Annotated in this window: 15 protein-coding genes; 4 read left to right on the top strand and 11 right to left on the bottom strand. The window is 44.1% G+C overall.

The window, feature by feature from the left end; all coding sequences use genetic code 11:
* Nucleotides 1-328 precede the first annotated feature (328 nt).
* Together ACJJIN_RS00560 and ACJJIN_RS00555 are read left to right on the top strand one after the other, a co-directional pair.
* Nucleotides 329-2362, top strand: a complete 2034-nt coding sequence (locus ACJJIN_RS00560) for a glycoside hydrolase family 16 protein (RefSeq protein ID WP_444896477.1) — start codon at nucleotides 329-331, stop codon at nucleotides 2360-2362.
* Between the two features lie 518 nt (nucleotides 2363-2880).
* A complete protein-coding gene (locus ACJJIN_RS00555) occupies nucleotides 2881-5613 on the top strand; it encodes a discoidin domain-containing protein (protein WP_444896476.1) in 2733 nt (910 codons plus the stop codon).
* A gap of 162 nt (nucleotides 5614-5775) precedes the next feature.
* Here ACJJIN_RS00555 and ACJJIN_RS00550 read toward each other — a convergent pair whose 3' ends face one another.
* Nucleotides 5776-6210, bottom strand: a complete 435-nt coding sequence (locus ACJJIN_RS00550) for a GNAT family N-acetyltransferase (RefSeq protein ID WP_444896475.1) — start codon at nucleotides 6208-6210, stop codon at nucleotides 5776-5778.
* A 31-nt stretch (nucleotides 6211-6241) separates the two neighbouring features.
* On the opposite strand from ACJJIN_RS00550, the gene ACJJIN_RS00545 reads away from it, so the two are divergent.
* Nucleotides 6242-6847, top strand: coding sequence for a tRNA-uridine aminocarboxypropyltransferase (locus tag ACJJIN_RS00545; RefSeq protein WP_444896474.1), 606 nt, complete (start codon nucleotides 6242-6244; stop codon nucleotides 6845-6847).
* A 42-nt stretch (nucleotides 6848-6889) separates the two neighbouring features.
* On the opposite strand, the gene ACJJIN_RS00540 is transcribed toward ACJJIN_RS00545, so the two are convergent.
* Together ACJJIN_RS00540 and ACJJIN_RS00535 are read right to left on the bottom strand one after the other, a co-directional pair.
* Nucleotides 6890-7660, bottom strand: coding sequence for a sulfite exporter TauE/SafE family protein (locus tag ACJJIN_RS00540; protein ID WP_444896473.1), 771 nt, complete (start codon nucleotides 7658-7660; stop codon nucleotides 6890-6892).
* 3 nt (nucleotides 7661-7663) lie between these two features.
* Nucleotides 7664-8452 (bottom strand): TauD/TfdA family dioxygenase, encoded by a 789-nt coding sequence (locus tag ACJJIN_RS00535; protein ID WP_282933761.1) that lies wholly within the window; start codon nucleotides 8450-8452, stop codon nucleotides 7664-7666.
* 560 nt (nucleotides 8453-9012) lie between these two features.
* On the opposite strand from ACJJIN_RS00535, the gene ACJJIN_RS00530 reads away from it, so the two are divergent.
* Entirely contained in the window at nucleotides 9013-9681 is a 669-nt protein-coding gene (locus ACJJIN_RS00530) for a FecR family protein (protein ID WP_413662894.1), read from the top strand.
* Between the two features lie 270 nt (nucleotides 9682-9951).
* Here ACJJIN_RS00530 and ACJJIN_RS00525 read toward each other — a convergent pair whose 3' ends face one another.
* From ACJJIN_RS00525 to ACJJIN_RS00490, 8 genes are all read right to left on the bottom strand, one after another.
* Nucleotides 9952-11892: a hypothetical protein gene (locus tag ACJJIN_RS00525; RefSeq protein ID WP_444896472.1), complete on the bottom strand. Its 1941-nt coding sequence runs from the start codon at nucleotides 11890-11892 to the stop codon at nucleotides 9952-9954.
* 259 nt (nucleotides 11893-12151) lie between these two features.
* Nucleotides 12152-12619, bottom strand: coding sequence for a macro domain-containing protein (locus ACJJIN_RS00520; RefSeq protein ID WP_444896471.1), 468 nt, complete (start codon nucleotides 12617-12619; stop codon nucleotides 12152-12154).
* Between the two features lie 63 nt (nucleotides 12620-12682).
* Nucleotides 12683-13522, bottom strand: a complete 840-nt coding sequence (locus ACJJIN_RS00515) for a GH12 family glycosyl hydrolase domain-containing protein (protein WP_444896470.1) — start codon at nucleotides 13520-13522, stop codon at nucleotides 12683-12685.
* Between the two features lie 882 nt (nucleotides 13523-14404).
* Nucleotides 14405-15769 (bottom strand): IS4 family transposase, encoded by a 1365-nt coding sequence (locus tag ACJJIN_RS00510; RefSeq protein WP_444895875.1) that lies wholly within the window; start codon nucleotides 15767-15769, stop codon nucleotides 14405-14407.
* A gap of 187 nt (nucleotides 15770-15956) precedes the next feature.
* Entirely contained in the window at nucleotides 15957-16640 is a 684-nt protein-coding gene (locus tag ACJJIN_RS00505) for an acyl-CoA thioester hydrolase/BAAT C-terminal domain-containing protein (RefSeq protein ID WP_444896469.1), read from the bottom strand.
* A gap of 661 nt (nucleotides 16641-17301) precedes the next feature.
* A complete protein-coding gene (locus ACJJIN_RS00500; protein WP_444896468.1) occupies nucleotides 17302-17697 on the bottom strand; it encodes a hypothetical protein in 396 nt (131 codons plus the stop codon).
* A 70-nt stretch (nucleotides 17698-17767) separates the two neighbouring features.
* Complete coding sequence (locus tag ACJJIN_RS00495) at nucleotides 17768-19132, bottom strand: IS4 family transposase (RefSeq protein WP_507019861.1); 1365 nt, start codon at nucleotides 19130-19132, stop codon at nucleotides 17768-17770.
* A 185-nt stretch (nucleotides 19133-19317) separates the two neighbouring features.
* Nucleotides 19318-19755, bottom strand: coding sequence for an SUKH-3 domain-containing protein (locus tag ACJJIN_RS00490; protein WP_444896466.1), 438 nt, complete (start codon nucleotides 19753-19755; stop codon nucleotides 19318-19320).
* Between the last annotated feature and the right edge of the window lie 132 nt (nucleotides 19756-19887).

Here is a 19887-nt window from a genome sequence, read left to right as displayed (position 1 = left end):
ATCCAATAAGCAACAACAAATTTAAAAATAAAAACGTAAACAATGTAAAAACACATTAATACGCACTGGCTGATTCTAATTTTAAAGCAGAAAAATTTTGTATATGCGATAAGTTGGACCAGTCTCACGATAAAGGGCCCGGGCTTTCCCTATGCAACAATCGGCTTTTTGTTAGTCTGTTACTGCTGTACTGAATATATAAATATCACAATAAAAAAGCAGATAAATCCCCAAGCCCAACAAGCATTAATCATCGTGGCAGATCACCGCCATTATAAAAATACAATGAAGTTGGCACCCCCATAGATAATTAAAGAAAGACAAAATCATGAATTTAAAAAAATCAGCGATCGCGGCTGCTATTGTAGGCGCCTGTGTGTCCTCACTTGCCAATTCAAAAACTTTGGTCTGGGAAGATAATTTCGACGGCGACAGTATTGATAAGTCCGTTTGGACTTACGATGTGGGCAACTCAGGCTGGGGTAACAATGAGCTGCAAACCTACACCGATGATAGCGCCAATGCCTATGTTGAAGATGGCAACCTTATTATTCAAGCACTGCAAAACGACGACGGCAGTTTTACTTCCGCCCGCCTGAAATCCCTGGGTCGTATGACTTATAAATACGGCACCATTGAAGCCCGCATTAAATTACCCGACCTGGATGCCGGATTGTGGCCCGCCTTCTGGCAGCTGGGTGGCGACTACGGCCAAGTAGGATGGCCCGCTTGCGGCGAACTGGATATTCTCGAGGCGGGCATGGCCGACGCTCTCAGTGCCGGCACGGTCAACTCAGAAGTTTCCGGCGCTTTCCATTGGTGGCATGAATCCGATGATTACACCGGCCAGGCAGACTACGGCCAATCGAAAAACCTTGTTGATGACTTCGGCTCCAGCACTGACCTCACTGAGGACTACCATATTTTCGGTATGACCTGGACACCGGACAGCATCGTCATGTGGGTCGACGACGAAGCCAATGAAATTATTAGCATCGGCAGTGAAGACCCCGCATTTGACGAGTTCCGCCAACACCACTTCCTGATCCTGAACTTAGCGGTAGGTGGCGTCTTCCCAGAGATTTACGCTAACAGTGAAATCACCGCACCAATGCCCGCCAAAATGTATGTGGACTATGTTCGCATCTACGATAACGACGACAGCAGCTACAGCACAGAAATCTCCCTGGCAGAAGACACTGCCAAAACAGGTGATATCGGCGTATTTTCCGAGGGTAGCAACCTCGCCGAATCCCTGGAGCTTGGCACCGATACCGAGCTGTATGTCTGGAACCAAAACAGCATGTCAGCTACTGTCAGCGCCGAAGCTGCCGAGGGTGATGAAGCCCTCGAGTTTGATATTACCGCTGGTGAATGGTTCGGTATGGGTTTCTGGATGCACTATGACCTAAACCTAATGAACTACGAAAACGGTCATCTCAATTTCAAAATGAAAACCACCAGCAGCCAAACTATCGGCATTGGTATTTCCAGTACTGGTGGCGGAGATGCCTGGGTAGACTTGGTGGATGGTGATAGTACCTACGGCCTGGAGCGCGATGGCGAATGGCATCAGGTAAGTATTCCCCTGAGTAAATTGGGAGTGGACTTCAACACTATCAGTCAGGCATTTATGATTCGAGGTGATGCCGCCTCTGAAGATTTTGTCCTATCCATTGACGATATCTACTTTAGCGAAAGTGTGGAAAAAACAGCCCCAACCGGTGTCTTTTCTCTCTACACCGAAACTACAGAGGCCAATTCAACTTTCACACTGGGAACTGATGGCAACCTGTATATTTGGGGCGATACCCTGCTAGAGGCCACTCAAACCCCATTCGAAGGTGAAGAATCCCTCTCCTATTACTCCTCCGGGGCTGGCTGGTTTGGAATGGCATTTACTGCCGACAGCTACTACGATCTATCCGCCTTCGATAATGATACTGCAACGCTGAATTTCGCCCTGAAAACCAGCTCAGAAACCACCTTTAAGATTGGCATGAAGAGCGGTAGCGTCAGCGATATTGGCCAGCAGTGGATTGAATTTGCCAGCGGCTCCGATCCTTATGAATTCGCGCGGGATGGCGAGTGGCACCAGATATCAATCCCCGTTACTGATTTCAGTAGCGAGGTAGATATGTCAAATGTTATTCAGTTATTTGAACTACTGGGCGTCGATGGAGATATCAGCGATATTGAAATTGACGATATCTATTTCTCCGGCGGAAGCTCAGACAGCGATAGTAATGACAACTGTCGCCCACACTCCCATAAGTGCCACCCTCATCATAAAAGGCACAAGCATCGCCATGGAAACTGCACCCCACCTGCACGATGCGCACAGGGACCCCGTAGACATTAAAAATACAAGGGCGCCGCTAAATAGCAGCGCCTTTTTCTTTTTTACGCCACCCAATTTTTTCACCAGCATCAAAACCCACCTTATCTACCGGCAGATATTATCTTTTAAAGATATGATCCTGTGTGAGGGGAAGCACAACAACAATAAATCCAGATTAAATTTGCTTGCACTTTTGCCCAACACAGAAAAATCAAAAACAGAATTCCCGCACAAAACACTTGCAAACAAAAACACAAAAAGGAATTTATTTTCTTGTAAAAAAATTACAAGAAAATAACTTTTCAAGTGTATGCGACAAACAGGACCACAACTACGACAAGAGGTCTAAATTCGCTTTCCTGTGGAACAATCGTTTTGCTAGGCTTTGCCCGTGACCAGCACCTGTTTTTCGCGTGAATTTTAGGCAATTACAATTTAAGTAATCTGCATTCATTAAATCCACAAGCAACATTTAACTGTGTCACACCATTCCTATCAGGCGTTTTATTCTTATAAATAATTAACAACGAAAGAAAATTATGATTATTAAAAAATCAGCGATAGCCGCAGCTATTGTCGGCACCTTTGTGTCCTCAATAGCCAATGCGAAAACTTTGGTCTGGGAAGATAATTTTGACGGAGACACTATCGACACTTCCGTCTGGACCTACGATGTTGGCAACTCCGGCTGGGGTAACAACGAGTTACAAAATTACACCGATGATAGCGACAACGCTTATGTCAAAGACGGCAACCTGATTATTCAGGCCGTACAGGAAAGCGACGGCAGCTTTACTTCTGCTCGCCTAAAGTCTCTCGGGCGCCTGTCCTATAAATACGGAACCATTGAAGCTCGCATTAAATTACCGGATTTGGACGCGGGACTATGGCCAGCATTCTGGCAACTGGGCAGCGATTACGGTCAAGCCGGCTGGCCTGCCTGTGGCGAACTGGATATTCTCGAAGCGGGTATGGCCGAAGCGCTAGAAGCCGGCGTCGTAAATTCTGAAATTTCCGGAGCCTTCCACTGGTGGCACGAGTCCGATGACTACACCGGGCAGGCAGATTATGGTGTATCGCAAAATCTGGTTGAGGACTTCGGCTCCAGCTCCGACCTCACTGAGGATTACCATATCTTCGGCATGACCTGGACGCCCGATAGCATCGTTATGTGGGTGGACGACGAATCCAACCAAATCGCAGCTTTGACGGATACCAGTGATTCCGCCTTCGATGAATTTCGCCAGCATAACTTTTTAATTCTCAACCTAGCAGTAGGCGGCATCTTCCCGCAGATCTATGACAACAGCGAGATCACTGCCCCAATGCCCGCCAAGATGTATGTTGACTACGTACGTATCTACGACAACGATGACAGCAGCTACAGCACCGAGCTCTCCCTGGCTACCGATACCGCAAAAAGCGGCAACCTGGGCGTGTTCGGGGACAGCAGCGATATTTCCGAATCCCTGACGTTTGGAACTGATATCGAGCTCTACGTCTGGAACAATATGGAAAGCCAATCCAGCGTCGATGAGAGTGATGCCCTGGAGTTCCAAATCGATACCGGCGAATGGTATGGCATGGGTGTATGGATGCACTACGACCTGAATTTGATGAACTATCAAAATGGTCACCTGAACTTCCGCATGAAAACCACTAGCGAAGAGACTATCGGCATCGGTATTAACAGTACCAGCGGTGGTGAGTCCTGGGTGGACCTGAGCGTAGATGGCGATACTTTTGGCCTGGAGCGCGATGGGCAATGGCACGAGGTGAGTATCCCCCTAAGCAAATTTGGGGTGGACTACAACACCATTAGCCAGGCATTTATGGTGCGCGGCGATGGACCGTCAGAAGCCTTTACCCTGTCCATTGACGATATTTACTTTAGTGAGAGCGTCGAAAAAACCACGCCAAGCGGTACCTTCTCCCTATACAGTGAAAACACCGAGGCCGACTCCAGTTTCGAACTGGGCACTGATGGCAATCTGTATATCTGGGGCGAAACCCTGATCGAAACTTCTCCTTCCCCTTACGAAGGATCTGAGTCCCTGTCCTACACCTCCGCAGGTGCTGGCTGGTTTGGCATGGCTTTCACTGCTGACTATTACTACGACATGTCAGCCTTCGACAACGATACCGCCACGCTCAATTTTGCTTTGAAAAGCAGCTCCACCACGACCTTTAAGATCGGCATGAAGAGCGGCAGCATTGACGATGTAGAACAAAAGTGGATTGACTTTGCCAATGGCGCCGATCCCTACGGTTTCGCACGGGATGGCCAGTGGCACCAGATCTCTATCCCCGTAAGCGACTTCAGTGACGAAGTAGACATGTCTAACGTGGTTCAACTATTCGAGCTTCTAGGCGTAGATGGAGAAATCAGCGATATCGAGATCGACAATATCTACTTCTCCGGTGGTATTGGCGGCAACGATGACTCCGGTGACGATTCCGATAGTGGAGGCGACGAGGGCGACAGCGAAGACTCTGGCGATAGCGGTGAAGCTGGCAGCCAGGACCTGATTGCACAGGCTACCGTCACCGCCAGCAACGAAATCCAGCCCATCGCAAATGCAGTTGATGGCAACAGCAGCACCCGCTGGGAAAGCGCCCATGGCGGTGACTCAGTATGGGTACTACTGGACCTGGGTGAGGCAGAAGCTCTGAACACCCTGACAATCGACTGGGAAACCGCCAACGCTGCGACCTATGCGGTACAAGGCAGTAACGACACTATTTCCTGGACCACACTGGCCAACTTTAGTGGTGGTAGCGCCGGAGAGAGAACCGATGAGCACTCCCTGAGTGGAAGCTATCGATATGTGCGCCTGTACTTCACTGAGCGCAGCACAAGCTATGGCTACTCCATCTGGGAGCTGGGCTTAACTGGTGGCGACGGTCAGGCTTCAAGTATCTCTGCAACCTCTGAACTGCAAAGTGCTGAACTGGCAATCGACGGAGATAGCAATACCCGCTGGGAGAGCGCCCACGGTGTGGACAATGTCAGCCTGACTTATGACTTGGGCTCTGTACAGTCCATTGGCACCCTCAATATCGACTGGGAAACTGCCAATGCGGCTGCCTACACTCTGCTCGGCAGTACCGATGGTAGCAACTGGACAACTGTTGAGTCATTTTCCGGAATGGGAACCGGTGAACGCACCGACGCAATCACCGTAGAGGGAAACTACCGTTACCTGAAGATTGACTGCACCGAACGCAATACCGTGTACGGCTACTCCATTTGGGAGATTAGTACTTACTAATAGCAGCTGGTAGTAGCAACTCGGGCAGCACTTTTACAGTGCTGCCCTACCTATAATCTGCCCCCGAAAGAACTAAAATTCCAAAGCTAGAGGTGCTACACACCTTTGCACAGTAATTCTTTCTAATTCAAAGCCAACCTGAAAATAATAACCTTCCCAAGGCTAACGGTAGACCATCGCCAGAATCGAGCGCCCCTGCTTTACGTAACTACGGAATAAATCCCCAACAGGGCCACTTAACTCATTCACTTCAACCCTCTCAAACCCCAAAGAGGAGTAAAAAGGCTCTAGGTGGTCGTAGGGAAATGTATAGGTGTCACTATCAAAACGTTCAGCAAGGAGCATCAACAGCTGCCTTGCAACACCCTGCCCTTGATGATCTGGTGCAACAGCAACTCCGGCCAGGAGCTTAAAGTTCTCATAGCGCCGCAAATAACCGCAGGCAATCACCTCCCCCCGTTCGCCGCGTACTATCCCGCAGTCCTCATGGCGTTTGGCTTTGCCACGAAATCCATACATGCGATAAAATTTGTTCGCTAGCGGAATCTCTATATCTGCCAGCCACTGAACACTATTAGAAGGCTGCGTTTTCGCCATAAACCTGCCCCTGTACCCCTGAAGTAGAAAAATGCCCAGAGAGACCTGTAGCACCTGCCTGCGCCCGCCTAATGTCTGCTACTGCAGTGCGTTGGTGAGCTTGGCTAATACCATAAAAGTGGTGATCATACAGCACCCACATGAAGAGAAGCACCCGTTCAATACCGGGCGTATGGCGAACCTGTGTTTAAATAACAGTGAAATGCTTATTTCTGAAACTCTTCCTAATCAACAGCTGGAAAGGCTACTCGATACACCCAGCGCTCTACTCTATCCGTCACTATCATGGCTACCCCAAACACCCCGATTAGCTGAAGGGAACAATACCCCTAGCCACCAGAATCAGCTGGAAAAGATTGAACAGCTAATTGTTATAGATGCGACTTGGAAAAAATCTAAAAAGATTCTTCACCTGAATCCCAAGCTACAACAGCTTCCAAGAGTCAATCTCAGTGGTGACTTGAAATCCAACTACGCTATTCGGAAAACCACCGTTGCGGATGGTCTGTCAACCATTGAAAGTATTGCCTTGGCTATGGCTCAACTTGAAGATAAAAATGAGTATTCCAAGCTTCTGCAACCATTTGAAAAGATGATTAGCCTGCAACAGCAGAGCTATTCAGTAGAGCCAGCTTAGGGCATTTGATTGTCACAGTCAGTGAGACCTCAAACAGAGAACCTAAACAATCGCACCATCAGGAAATACCAAATTAGAAATTCCCTGATAAGTCAGCACACACATAAAAATTGATAAAGCATACCGAATAATCGAACGATATCGTTCTTCATCAATCCTCGATTGAAGCTTAAATCCGATAACAAGTCCAAAATATGCAAATACGGTAATTGCAGATAGCGACATCAACTCCAAATCATCAAAACTCAAGTAAACTGAAAGCACAGAAAGCTGTATCAGCTTGCCAATCAAGAAACAAATATTGGAAATAAGGATTACTTCCTTTGATGATCTGGCAACTTCCAATAAGTAAATCATCAGTAGAGGCGCAATCGCATTAGTTGCGCCACCAATCACCCCGGCCAAGCCGCCCATAATGACAGGAAAAAGTACTGGCCGACTGGAGAATTTGGACAGATAACCCCTTAAACGATTGGAAAACAGGTAAATCAAGATTGATACCGCTAGTAACAACTTGAGAATATCCGGGTTTGCCCAGGTTAACAGCCATGTTCCGGTAAGGCTTCCAAGAGACACCAATAATATTACTAAACTATATTTAGAAAAATTAATCCTATAATCTCGGCACTTATAAAGGCTGGATATAATTACCAAAAGCGACGGCAAGATGGTTAACACCACTGCCGTTTTCAAATCATAAGCAAGTGCCAGAATAGGCGTCGCAAGCATTGGGAAACCAAATCCCAATGCTCCGTGAGCCATACCTGCTACCAAAATAAGCAACAACCCAACTATAACTATCTCTATGACCACCCGTTAAGCAACCCTCGATATAGCAGGCATATTAAAACGTATTCGTTTAAGGTGCCTTTTCCTATCCTTAATTCCTGTTCTTGCGTGAAGGTATCGTCGATTATCCAATAACAATATCTGATTATTATTCAACCTAACCTTAAACATATTATGTGGCAACGATATTTTTAGCTCCAGCTCACGTAAAGCATCAAGCTCATCTGAAGAGCAATACTCACGCTCGATAATATCATACCTGTATCTGAAACCATGGCTCTCATCAATTAAGGATGCCTCTATAAACTCAGACGACTTGCGAAACTCTTCAGGAACACGCAGTTTAAACTTACTACTTGAAAGCACCTGGAAAGTTTTATCGGAGAGGCTCTCGATTATCCTGTCGGCACAGACAAGAATATTTTCTCCGCCTCCATGCATATCAGCGTGCACAACGAAGAGACCAAAGTAGCCAGGCATCTCCGATTCAAAAGCACCGTCATTGTGCAAGAAGAATTCTCTATCACTATGAGATATAGCCAATGCCTCATCGCCTGTCTCACCACCAATCCTCACATCCCAAACCGTTCGCCCCATAGAATCATGCTCATGTACCAACCCAATGGTATTGACAATATCCTCCATCACTTCAGCAGAATCATCAGAAAATTTGAGATGGATAAGCGCAATCCCCTTTTTAAACAGGGCTATTTTGTAACTTTCATACTCTATGTCCGAACAGGACCCAAGTTCAAAGCAGCAGTAACTTGGGACTCTAAGTGGCATGGCATGCGATGAAAAATAGAGTGACGACATTTTCAGCTCCCTTGATGAACAATTCCTTTACGATTCCCACAATATGAACTTCTACCCACAAGATAAAAGGAGCAATCTTTATGCCAAATATCACATATGTACCAAACTCATACGTCTCCAACTTTAGCCCCTGATGGCGTTTAAAGCTCTTTTACATCGAAAAAGTAAGTGTTCCCGTGGAGACTCTCTGAATCGTCTATCACGAAGTAACCCAGGCCACCCTAATAAGCCCCCTGTTTATTTCACAAAAAAGCAACAATCCCCCGGTTCAGGCCAAGATAACCTACCTCCAAGCAGATAAAATTTATCGTAGTACGGTAAAACACAGCAAAATAGCTCTCTAGTCATGACCATTTAATAAAACCACAACAAATCCCCCTTAAAAAAGAAAAGAAAGCGTCGCAAGATAAGAGCCAGTATCGGAGACAAGCATGCCCTATTAATTCCCCAATCAGGTGGAATAATAAAAAGTCAGGCGCTCACAATAAAATATATAAAACGGACTAAGGTCCCACCTATAAGGACCAATTCTGCTTTCGAGCCAAGCCGAGGGGAAAAGTATGGAAGATTTAAAGACACGGGAGCCATTTAAATGCCGTTACCAAACAGCGCCCAAGGAAATATCTAAACAAACCCTCCCCGATGGCAGCCATATAAAGTTGAGTGCCACAACTAAAGTACTCGTCAATTATTCAGAGACACGCAGACGCATACGTCTATTAAATGGGGAGGCCCAAATAAGCATTTGTAAAGAGGTAACCTGGCCATTTATAGTAGAATCACGACAAGCATTGATCCGTACACATAAGGCCACTTTCAATATTGACCAGCGATATGGAATAACAGAAGTCACTGTTCTCGAAGGGAATATCACTGTCAGCCCGATAAAACAAAATAAAAATCGCGCCGAAATAAAGAAGGGTGAGATGCTCAAAGTAACTGAGCACAACACCGGTGCAATCAAAGGTTTTGAGGTTTCCAGCTATAAGGATTGGGGAAGTGGATTTACAAAGGCTGATAACATCAGATTAACAGAACTTCTAATATCGCTAAATCGCTTTACAAATACACCACTTGTGACGAGAGACCAGAACACTAGTAGACTACTTGTTAGTGGGGTTTATGACCTGAATCATATAGAAGATACCGTCCTCTGTCTGAGTAAATCTTATAACCTGAAAGTCACAAAAGAAGAGTCTCACACAGTGCTAGAGCTGCTTCCAGAATAATAACCTAGCTTGTTAAATACCAACAAAAGTGGTCTTGTGTACCTAACAATAAAGATAAAACAGTACTTTTCTGTAATTCTACCAGCAAATACGGTCAATCTTAGGGGCTCAGTATTACTAAAAATACGTAATTTGCTAGCCTAGTACCCTCAGCTGGCAAGGGGTACCAGGAATTCTCTTTCTGGTCCAGAGACTCCGAACCTTGCCAGCTTTTTTTATCACTTTCACTCAAGGTAAGTGACAGTAGAGCCAAAGAAAAGGCTGTAAATCCTACTCAACCGTGTCCTTATCCTCTTGCCTCAAATAACCAGCCGCATTTTCATCTTGAGCTAATTGTCCCTGTTCTGTCATTGGCAGAGCACGACTTTGCTGATTAATAGCATGAATATTCGAAGTGTTTTCCAAGTCTCTACTGCTTGTAATGGAGGCAATAGACTCTCTATCTTTCAAGAAACTAATTACGTCATCCCTGATTTCAGATAAGTCGCGTTCAGACTTATGCATTTCAAGTATATGCCTTGGATACTCCAAGTTTCTCATGCCAGATGCGGCAAATGTACTTGAGACAACCCTGGTTACTATCACCCAAGGCGTAATCGAACTTCTGACTAGTACATTTTCAGAACGAGTACTGTCATGTATTCCAGTGCCCGTTGAGATCTTAGATTCAGTGAATGTCCCTTCGCATTTAAAATACACCAATAGTGATTCAAACTGCATCTCAGCAAAGAAGATATGTGCCGCATTGACCAACAAGCGAGCAAATGTATTAAGAATAAATCCTATCAATAGCAGGTGAATTAGCGTCATACAGAGAGCGCCGCCTGCTGAAATATACTGTTCTAGCAGAGCTAAGCGGCCAGCTTCCTCGTCTAAGGCGCCAAACTCCTGTTTAATGGCTGTAAGAGATTCCGGCTGAAAGAAGTGAATAACATCAATCAAAGAATATGCAAGCCAAATAGCTAGCGCAGTAACAATGATATAGAGCGCATTACCTGCGAAAAGACTAATATCGCGAATCAGCTTGAATTTATCACCCAAATCAACAGGGCGAACGGTAGGTTGTACTTCCTGGATCATTTCCCCATTGAATGAACCTTTACCATCCACTTGCTCTTCAAGTTTTGGATCAAGCTCTCTGTAAATACGATTAGGCACTTCCTTATAACGACGATTTGCCATCACAAGGTTATCCAAGTTTATAAAGATTTCCTTCGGGTGAACCGATTCCTGCCAGTTATCCCTTAATTCAGAAACCTCAGTGACCGGGTTTGCAATTTCGCTTCTAAAGCGCAGCATATAGACAACAGCAAAACTACAAGCAGCGCCTACAAATATAACCCCAAGAATATACAAGAACGGGCTAAAGCTTGGTAAAGCCTCAGTCAATACACCGGACACACTGATTATTCCATCTAGGGAAGTAGTACCTTCCCCCTTAAAAGCCTCAACGCCTAAACTTAACCCCAATCCTAGCAACAGAGGCACCACAATCGAGAATAATATCGTTTTTGCAATACTTCCCCCCGTAAGGCTCGCTACACTTTTCTGGGCTTCCCGTGAAATACCTTTACTCGCAGAGTGCCATACAATCAATGTATAAAGTAAAGCGATGGCAGAGTACATCGGGAATAGCTTTTCTCCCATATCACCAGCAAAACCACTGAGACAAATAAAAGCGACAATGACATAAGAGAGCAAGACAGTTAATGTACTTACCCATGCGCCAAACTGTGCCTGAGCCATATTTCGAATGGGGTATGGCATATAAAGCAATTTAGGGAAGATACTGTGTAATACCCGAGCCAAGAAGCCCTTAGGCTCTAGAAAGGTTGGATTCTTCCGGCCAACTAACATCTCTTCTAAGCCGGAAGCGGTATAAGCCACTTCATTTTTCTCTTCTGATGCCGTACTCGTTTCAGATTTAGAATGGTTAAAAGCTAATGATACGGGATGATTTCGACCAACAAAGAAGCGCAATAAGGCCAAAATGCCGCCTGATAGAGCCCTTATACCGCCGACCAGTAGAATTGCCCCCACTACGACAAGCACCCAACCACTTACGGGGTCCGACTTCACTTGGCCAGCAGCGATAAACAGCAAGATTAGGGCAACAAGAAACTGAACTCCCCCCCTAATTGCGGTAACCCGGCCTTCTTTCTTAAAAGGGTTCTTCAGGCCCAAATCAATCGAGCCGTAATCAAACGCCATAGAGTATCCCCTTAGTACTGGTACTTATGCTTAACGTCTTAATCTGCTAAAAGAAGATGTACTTCTCAACTCAATGCAGCTTAAGGCTTTCCTGACTATTTTTCACTCACTTTCTATAAAGATACTTGCTATGCACTAGTAAGCTAATTGCAGCCCTCTATGTGTTGTATGTATTTCTGTATAACTGGGTATTCTTGAAGGCTTGGATAAGGAGTTATAGGCTGCTCGCATATGGCCTGTACAACGCCTAGCCGATAAGTTACCTATACCTGTTCCCACATAGAATCGAGTTAATTCTCTCCGGGGAGTTTGATCTGTTAAATGGCTGCACAGAGTTTAAGATTGCTCGAAAAACGTAATATGCATTTAGCGTATTGGAAACATCTTCCGGCACTCGCATAGTTGGAGCTGATATTAAATATGGCCAAGTTTCATGAGAGGTAGGTACTAATACAGCTGATCCTATCGGGAATTCACCATGAAAGTCGGATTTGATCCGTGCTTGCACCCGATCCTCTACTTGAAAACCGAGCCTATCCCTAATTAGCAAATCCAACCCACCATCCATAATTCCGAAGCTATTAGCAGGGCTAACCATTACATCAGTTGACTTGGAGAAGAAATCACCCTCTATAACGTCTATAATTTCAACATCTTCGAATACTTCACTCCAATCTTTCACAAGCTCCTTGGATTTATCAATTAAATAGATTTTATCTGGCAGCATAGGTATCTCGACCTTCAGAGAAACGAAACTTGTAGCAATATATAATCAACAATATCTACAAATTCACAATTCTCTCACCTGATAATCAACTGTAAAATCCTTTACCCATGTAATTCCAGAGCCACTCATAACTTCATTTCCAAGTTCTATATCGGCAATAAATAGACCCTTGGGGATTAAACTATTTCGAACTGCGTAATTCAGTAATTCCAAACCAGGAATAGTGGCAATCATGGAAGGTTGCTTGGCCCTAAATGATACATACACCCAATTATTATCATTTACTCTCGACATATCCTTCCAATTTTTATGGTACCAAACCTCCCATACTGAATCATTAATCGATACCTCACTATGTTTTATCCCCGCAGGGTTGAAATGTCCATCAGTAAAATATGTCCAGATCATAATTTCAGCCGCAATTACCGAACGATTTGGTTTACGCCCTCTATAAGCTTCAGAAGTTAACCACATCGTCGTAGCCGTATTATAATCTCCACTCGACTTACTTTCTGTATGATATGAAATATCAAGATTCGCCAGACTGGATATCTTTAAGGGGAATGCATCATCAAACTTAGGCTCCGGCGCCCAGGGGGAAGATCCTATTTTTATTTGTGGCTGGGAGTAAATTACCCGTCGATCCAAAGGCCAAGACCATGACCAACCAAATTGTAACTCCCCCTCTACCAGTCGCTTCTCCAAGCATTGGGACCAAGGGTCATCTTCTGCAGCATATTTATTCCAAACGTTATTAGTCACGATACCCAGCTTGGTAGGTACATTGTGAAAGTCTTCACAGCTGATAGTTGTAGTTTCTGGCTTTACCCATCCCGAACCATTACTAACTTTAGTAGCACAAGAAGCAGTCAAAATAATAAAAAAATACAATAAAAATCTCAAAACTTCACTTCCCAGTAATTTACAAAATAGCATTTTAACCCTTAAACTACTCAATTCTTTATTATTGGTAAAAAATAAGATATTTATCTTCCAATATTAGCTCCAACATTCATATTTACGGTAACTGGTACATAACGTATGTTGTCCAGCTGCAATAGAGGAAAACAATATACGTTTATATATTTATTCTTGCCTAACTCTAATTTTGAAAACCCGTTCCACTCATGGATAAATTGAGCCGCATCTTCGGCGGCCACCGAAGGCCTTGTATGCAAAATTTCGCTGCTGAGCCAGTTTATAAAGATCGTAAACAAGTATGAATGTGACAGACACTCACTAGGCATAACCCGAATAGAAAAGCACAGAAGGTGGCAACCGCCCCCGCCATCGATAATAACCCGATCTTGAAACTTTTAAACACCGACACATCAAGCTAACCGGGAATGCCCCTAAATGCTCTTGTATCAGTGCGTACTTTACTATTGGTGGTTCGCAAAGTACGCAGCAACCTTTTCAAGAAACTCAACCTCTTGTCGAGCTTCATGCAGCTCCTTCTTGGGCTTACGAACTTCAGCGCGTTCCTGTTTGGAATAGTCGACACCGTCTCAACTATTGAACTGCTTATCAGACAGTCGATTAAATTGACGACGCCAGTTGTAGATCTGCTGTGCGCTGACGCCTAGCTCTCACGCCACAGAAGCCGTTGTTGCTCCAGGCTTTTCCGCTCTCTTAACTGCTTCTCTGCGGAACTCCTCCGTATACGCCTGAGTTCTTTTCTTACCCATGATACACCTCCGTGTTAGGCCTAAACCTAACTATACAGGGTGTCTACTAAACGTGGGTAAGTCTTATGCATAACGCCTCGTCTGTGTTTTATACACATCATTTAAGCCCATTTAAAGCCTCTGCTGCTTCAATATAATGGAGCAGTTTGGTATATCCCTGCCAAACAGTTTTAACCCCTGGTTCGCCATCACCTTTACGTCCTAGAAATCCCCCTAGGCCTGCCAACATACGCGTTATATCTCTCATGCTTGGAGGTATATTCGGTGGGGAACTTTTATCTCGCATCATCCATACCATGCGCCATTCTTTTTCAGAGTAAGCACTCGTACATGGTTCATCAGGAAGACTTCTTGCTTGTGTAGTTATCGAATGTAGTCGCCATCCAATAATCATATAGATCGCAATACAGTTCAACATTCGCTGCTCTGTTCTAAAACGATTACTTTCTATCTGGCATCCGCCTTTTACCACCCGAAAATAGGTTTCAATTTCCCACCGGCTTCGATACCACTCAATGATAACTCTCGCCTGCTTAAAGTCTTCAACTGGAAGATCAGTTAACAGCATCCACTCAATGCCTTTTTCACCCTCTGGTGGGGTTAATTCTTTAGCCAATACAGCATAGAGAGAAAGTGGTCGTTTAGATCTTCCTTTTCCTAGCAACCGTATCTCAGTAGTGGATACGTTGACCTTGGCTTTTCTTCCAGGCTCTCCATTCCGTTTGGGAATATCTACCGTGTATAGACCGACAGATTTCTGCTCATTCATATGATCCCAAAGCAAAACCGTTTCTTCTCCATCGAGCTCTAAAGTGCGATTGGCCTTAGCTCGAACGATATAGCTCGCCCGCCGCTGTTCACTTTGCTCTTCAGCCAGCTGAAACCACTCATGAATATCACCCTCTCTATCAGCAATACTCACAATTGTGCTTTCAGGGCAGTGCTCTTGTATCTGACAAGCCGTTTCGTAATGGTCTAGCCAGCGTCGACTCTCCTTATCCTTTATCGACTTGGTATAGCGGGAATTAGAACTTGATTCCTTATCTCTCTGCCACATACTACCTTCAACAACACCCAAATTAACTCTGGATGGTGTTATCGCGATGGAGGTGTGCAAGAGTTGTTGGTTGGTCTCTTTACGCCTAAGTGTTCCCATCTCTTTACTTTCTAGGTCAGTGGCAAAATTTAGAAAGGTAGTATCTTGTGGGATAAGAACAACAGGCTGCACTTTGATTCTCTCAAGAGTTGCCGATTTATGACCGCTCATAATAGAGTCAAAGTTGACTTTATCATTTTCTATAAAGCGATAAGCTGCAAACGTTTCTGCCCAAGTTTTGTTTGCACAAGGAATGCTATTGTTTGGGTCTGAACTTAAATTACTGAGAATATTAGACAAGCGCTTATTCAAGCGTGTATCACCCATAACCTGATTTTTTACTTCGTCCATGACCCAGTCCTGCATAATTATCCAGCCAAATCTGTAGTTCTTACTGGGCTAAACTGTAACTTATTGATTTACATAATAAAACTTAAAAAACTTGTGTATAAAACTTAGCGCCTCGTTAAGAGGCAATAAAATTGTTGGCTAAAATTAGCGACGAAGGAGCAAAAGCCAACTGTTTTTTGTCCTTTTAAACGACTTGTTAGCACTACAATGTACTCACAAAGTGATTAATTATAGATTTTTTAATTTCAGGGGCTGTCTCTTGACTGAACCCATGACCTGTTTTGTAAGAATTATGCACTACTTTATGCTTAAACTTCTTATTTTTTAAATAAACCTCTATGTCTTTAGACATTTGAAAAGATGGCCAAACTTGATCATTTTCTGCTGAAATCAGAAGTATTGGGCCATTAATATTTTCAAATTTAAATAAGGATTTATTGACGTTAGTTTTATTTTCTAATGCAACAGTAAATCTGTCGATTAACTTAGCATTTGAATCTAACTCTAAACCTAAAGCTGGAATGTCTTGACCTTCAATTGTCCAAGCAGACTTCGGCACAGTTAGACCATACCAAGCAACCTTACTTGGAGTTGTAACAACTACAGATTTAATACGAGAATCCATACTTGCCAACAAAAATGCAGCCTCTGAACCTCTAGATCCACCAACCACACCAATTTTAGATGAGTCGATTAAAGGGTGAGTTTCTAAATAGTTAATTGCATCAATGAAATACTCCATTGGTATTTGATCTAGTGTTTGAGAAATACCTTTTTCTTTAAAATAAGCTAGCCCTAAAACAGCAACACCATGAGGTGCGATCATTTCACCATTAGCATTACCAGTACCTAATCCGCCCTCAGAGCCTCCAAAGGCAATTACCACGGGAAGTTTTTTTCAACTTTTGGTAAATATAAGTTAGCAACTAAGTTTTTATATTCGACTTTACTTACCTCGTATTCATGATTTTCAGCTTTAAGTGAAAAAGAAGCTAATAAAATAATTAGAAATAAAGAAAGTATGGATTTATGCACGATATCTCCTTGTAGTGCTAACGTTGCCAACAGGGGCAGCCGGAGCGTTTGCGTGCGAAGCGCGCTGCGTAGGCTGTCCAGCCTAGCCCCACAGGGGCTGGGCGAGCCTGCTTGGCCTGGTTATAGCTGGCGCGCACTGAACAACCTACTTGCTCTCTGCCAGCCAACTTTGGCTGGCCACTGCCCAATATTTGCGAAGAAAGAATACCGCACTTTTCCCAACCAATTCCTATTTTACTGGCACTCCACGAAATTGCTGCGGACTGCCTCTTTTACAGCACCTGAGCGAACGCTCTAGGAGCGAAACTGCTTGAATAGCAATCAATAAAAACTGCTCAATACTGGCTGCTATTTAGTGGCACTAAACTTTCAGTTACTACGAAAAATCAATAAAATCGACCGCCACAATAACGTCGCAAGCACAGGCCAGAGCACGTAGTGCGGAGGTCCAGCCAGTTTTGCTGCGATAGTGCCTTGCTTTGTTATCCTGCTGCCGCTTCATTATGGCTTGATTACCGCTCGAACCAATGTCCAGAGCGCAAAGTAGCTTGTTCTCTCCCACAAGTTATGCGAACCATATTGGAAATTGAACCATGTGCGCGTCCGTGATCTTTTTCTGTTAAAAAGGCCTCAACTTGCTCTTTCGGCGAATGAAGAATTATATCCAAGTAACTACGCTGTTCAGATTCAGTAAGCCAGGTATCTTTTAGTTGAAAAGGATGATGAAGGGCGGCCTGGAGAAAGGCAGCTCTCTCTTCATCACTATCTATAACAATGTAGTCTTTTTCATTCAATCTGATGGAAACACTGAAATCAGCAAATCCACTTGAAACACCTAAATCAAGAGAAAAACTCTCTTCACTAGATAAAAGTATCATTCTTAAATTATGAAATACTCTCTTTTCCAATTCTTTTCCTTTTCACCACTACCAATACCGGACTGAAGCTGGATAACGCCTGGCCTGTGTTTTATACACATTATCTAAGTCCATTTAAAACCTCTGCTGCTTCAATATAATGGAGTAATTTAGCATATCCTTGCCAAACAGTTTTAACCCCTGGCTCGCCATCCCCTTTACGTCCTAGAAATCCTCCTAGACCTGCCAGCATACGCGTTATATCTCTTATGCTCGGAGGTATATTTGGCGGGGAGCTTTTATCTCGCATCATCCATACCATGCGCCATTCTTTTTCAGAGTAAGCACTCGTACATGGTTCATCAGGAAGACTTCTTGCTTGTGTAGTTATCGAATGTAGTCGCCATCCAATAATCATATAGATCGCAATACAGTTCAACATTCGCTGCTCTGTTCTAAAACGATTACTTTCTATCTGGCATCCACCTTTTACCACCCGAAAATAGGTTTCAATTTCCCACCGGCTTCGATACCACTCAATGATAACTCTCGCCTGCTTATAGTCTTCAACTGGAAGATCAGTTAACAGCATCCACTCAATGCCTTTTTCACCCTCTGGTGGGTTTAATTCTTTAGCCAATACAGCATAGAGAGAAAGTGGTCGTTTAGATTTTCCTTTTCCAAGTAGCCGTATCTCAGTAGTGGATACGCTGACTTTGGCTTTTCTTCCAGGTTCTCCATTCCGTTTGGGAATATCTACCGTGTATAGACCGACAGATTTCTGCTCATTCATATGATCCCAAAGCAAAACTGTTTCTTCTCCATCGAGCTCTAAAGTGCGATTGGCCTTAGCTCGAACGATATAGCTCGCCCGCCGCTGTTCACTTTGTTCTTCAGCCTGCTGAAACCACTCATGAATATCACCCTCTCTATCAGCAATACTCACAATTGTGCTTTCAGGGCACCGCTCTTGTATCCGACAAGCCGTTTCGTAATGGTCTAGCCAGCGTCGACTCTCCTTATCCTTTATCGACTTTGTATAACGGGAATTAGAACTTGATTCCTTATCTCTCTGCCACATACTACCTTCAACAACACCCAAATTAATTCTGGATGGTGTTATCGCGATGGAGGTGTGCAAGAGTTGTTGGTTGGTCTCTTTACGCCTAAGTGTTCCCATCTCTTTACTTTCTAGGTCAGTGGCAAAATTTAGAAAAGTAGTATCTTGTGGGATAAGAACAACAGGCTGCGCCTTGATTCTCTCAAGAGTTGCCGATTTATGGCCGCTCATAATAGAGTCAAAATTGACTTTATCATTTTCGATAAAGCGATAAGCTGCAAACGTTTCTACCCAAGTTTTGTTTGCACAAGGAATGCTATTGTTTGGGTCTGAACTTAAATTACTGAGAATATTAGACAAGCGCTTATTCAAGCGTGTATCACCCATAACCTGATTTCTTACTTCGTCCATGACCCAGTCCTGCATAATAATCCAGCCAAATCTGTAGTTCTTACTGGGCTAAACTGTAACTTATTGATTTACTTAATAAAACTTAAAAAACTTGTGTATAAAACTTAGCGCCTGGCTCAGCCGCCGCAAAAAATGGCGGTTGTTTTGCAAGATTTTTGGCAAAACAAGTGACGGTTTTTGCGGTCGGTTGCAGCCACTTGTTAAGCCTTTTCTATTGCGGGGCCATAATCTAAGCCAAGTAACAATTTCGCAGTAGCCTTAGAAAATGAGCCACCATAGTAAAGCTGTTCATTTGGATCTGTAAATATGTATAGATTGCTCTGAGAATCCACCAGAACCATAATATTTTGATGGTGAGCACTAGCAATAGCCACTAGGTGGCCAACTTTACCTTCCCATTCTTCACACATGCCATCGGCTTCGTAACGAGGCCTTGAATAGAATTCGATATCACTCGCTGCACACTCTCTACCTGGCCCAGTTTCTCCGACAGATAATCCTCCATACTCTTTGAGGATTTTCACTGCGGCTGAGTGTGGTCCCGTATCGATATCACGTAGGTCCTCTAATTCGATATTTCTACCTTCATACCAACCAGCATCTACAAATAGTTTATTTAGATATTCTTCCGTATTCATCTCGATCTCGGTAGAGGCTTAACGCCTGGCGCATAGGCCGGAGCACGCAGTGCGTAGGTCCAGCCAGCTTTGCTGGCGATTATGCCGCCACTTGTATGGTTGTTCTTGCCTGATTCTGATGTTGAAAATCCT

The sequence above is a fragment of the Microbulbifer maximicatervae (SeqCode) genome (genome assembly GCF_052467505.1).
The sequence above is the reverse complement of the archived record's forward strand: the minus strand, read 5'-3'. Positions and strand labels throughout refer to the sequence as shown.

Bases quoted from the DNA above. Each gene is read 5' to 3' on its own strand.
- ACJJIN_RS00535 (WP_282933761.1), bottom strand. From the start codon at position 8,452: ATGTCGTCACTCTATTTTTCATCGCATGCCATGCCACTTAGAGTCCCA.
- ACJJIN_RS00525 (WP_444896472.1), bottom strand. From the start codon at position 11,892: ATGGCGTTTGATTACGGCTCGATTGATTTGGGCCTGAAGAACCCTTTT.
- ACJJIN_RS00560 (WP_444896477.1), top strand. From the start codon at position 329: ATGAATTTAAAAAAATCAGCGATCGCGGCTGCTATTGTAGGCGCCTGT.
- ACJJIN_RS00520 (WP_444896471.1), bottom strand. From the start codon at position 12,619: ATGCTGCCAGATAAAATCTATTTAATTGATAAATCCAAGGAGCTTGTG.
- ACJJIN_RS00530 (WP_413662894.1), top strand. From the start codon at position 9,013: ATGGAAGATTTAAAGACACGGGAGCCATTTAAATGCCGTTACCAAACA.
- ACJJIN_RS00545 (WP_444896474.1), top strand. From the start codon at position 6,242: ATGCCCAGAGAGACCTGTAGCACCTGCCTGCGCCCGCCTAATGTCTGC.
- ACJJIN_RS00510 (WP_444895875.1), bottom strand. From the start codon at position 15,769: ATGCAGGACTGGGTCATGGACGAAGTAAAAAATCAGGTTATGGGTGAT.
- ACJJIN_RS00495 (WP_507019861.1), bottom strand. From the start codon at position 19,132: ATGCAGGACTGGGTCATGGACGAAGTAAGAAATCAGGTTATGGGTGAT.
- ACJJIN_RS00555 (WP_444896476.1), top strand. From the start codon at position 2,881: ATGATTATTAAAAAATCAGCGATAGCCGCAGCTATTGTCGGCACCTTT.
- ACJJIN_RS00490 (WP_444896466.1), bottom strand. From the start codon at position 19,755: ATGAATACGGAAGAATATCTAAATAAACTATTTGTAGATGCTGGTTGG.
- ACJJIN_RS00550 (WP_444896475.1), bottom strand. From the start codon at position 6,210: ATGGCGAAAACGCAGCCTTCTAATAGTGTTCAGTGGCTGGCAGATATA.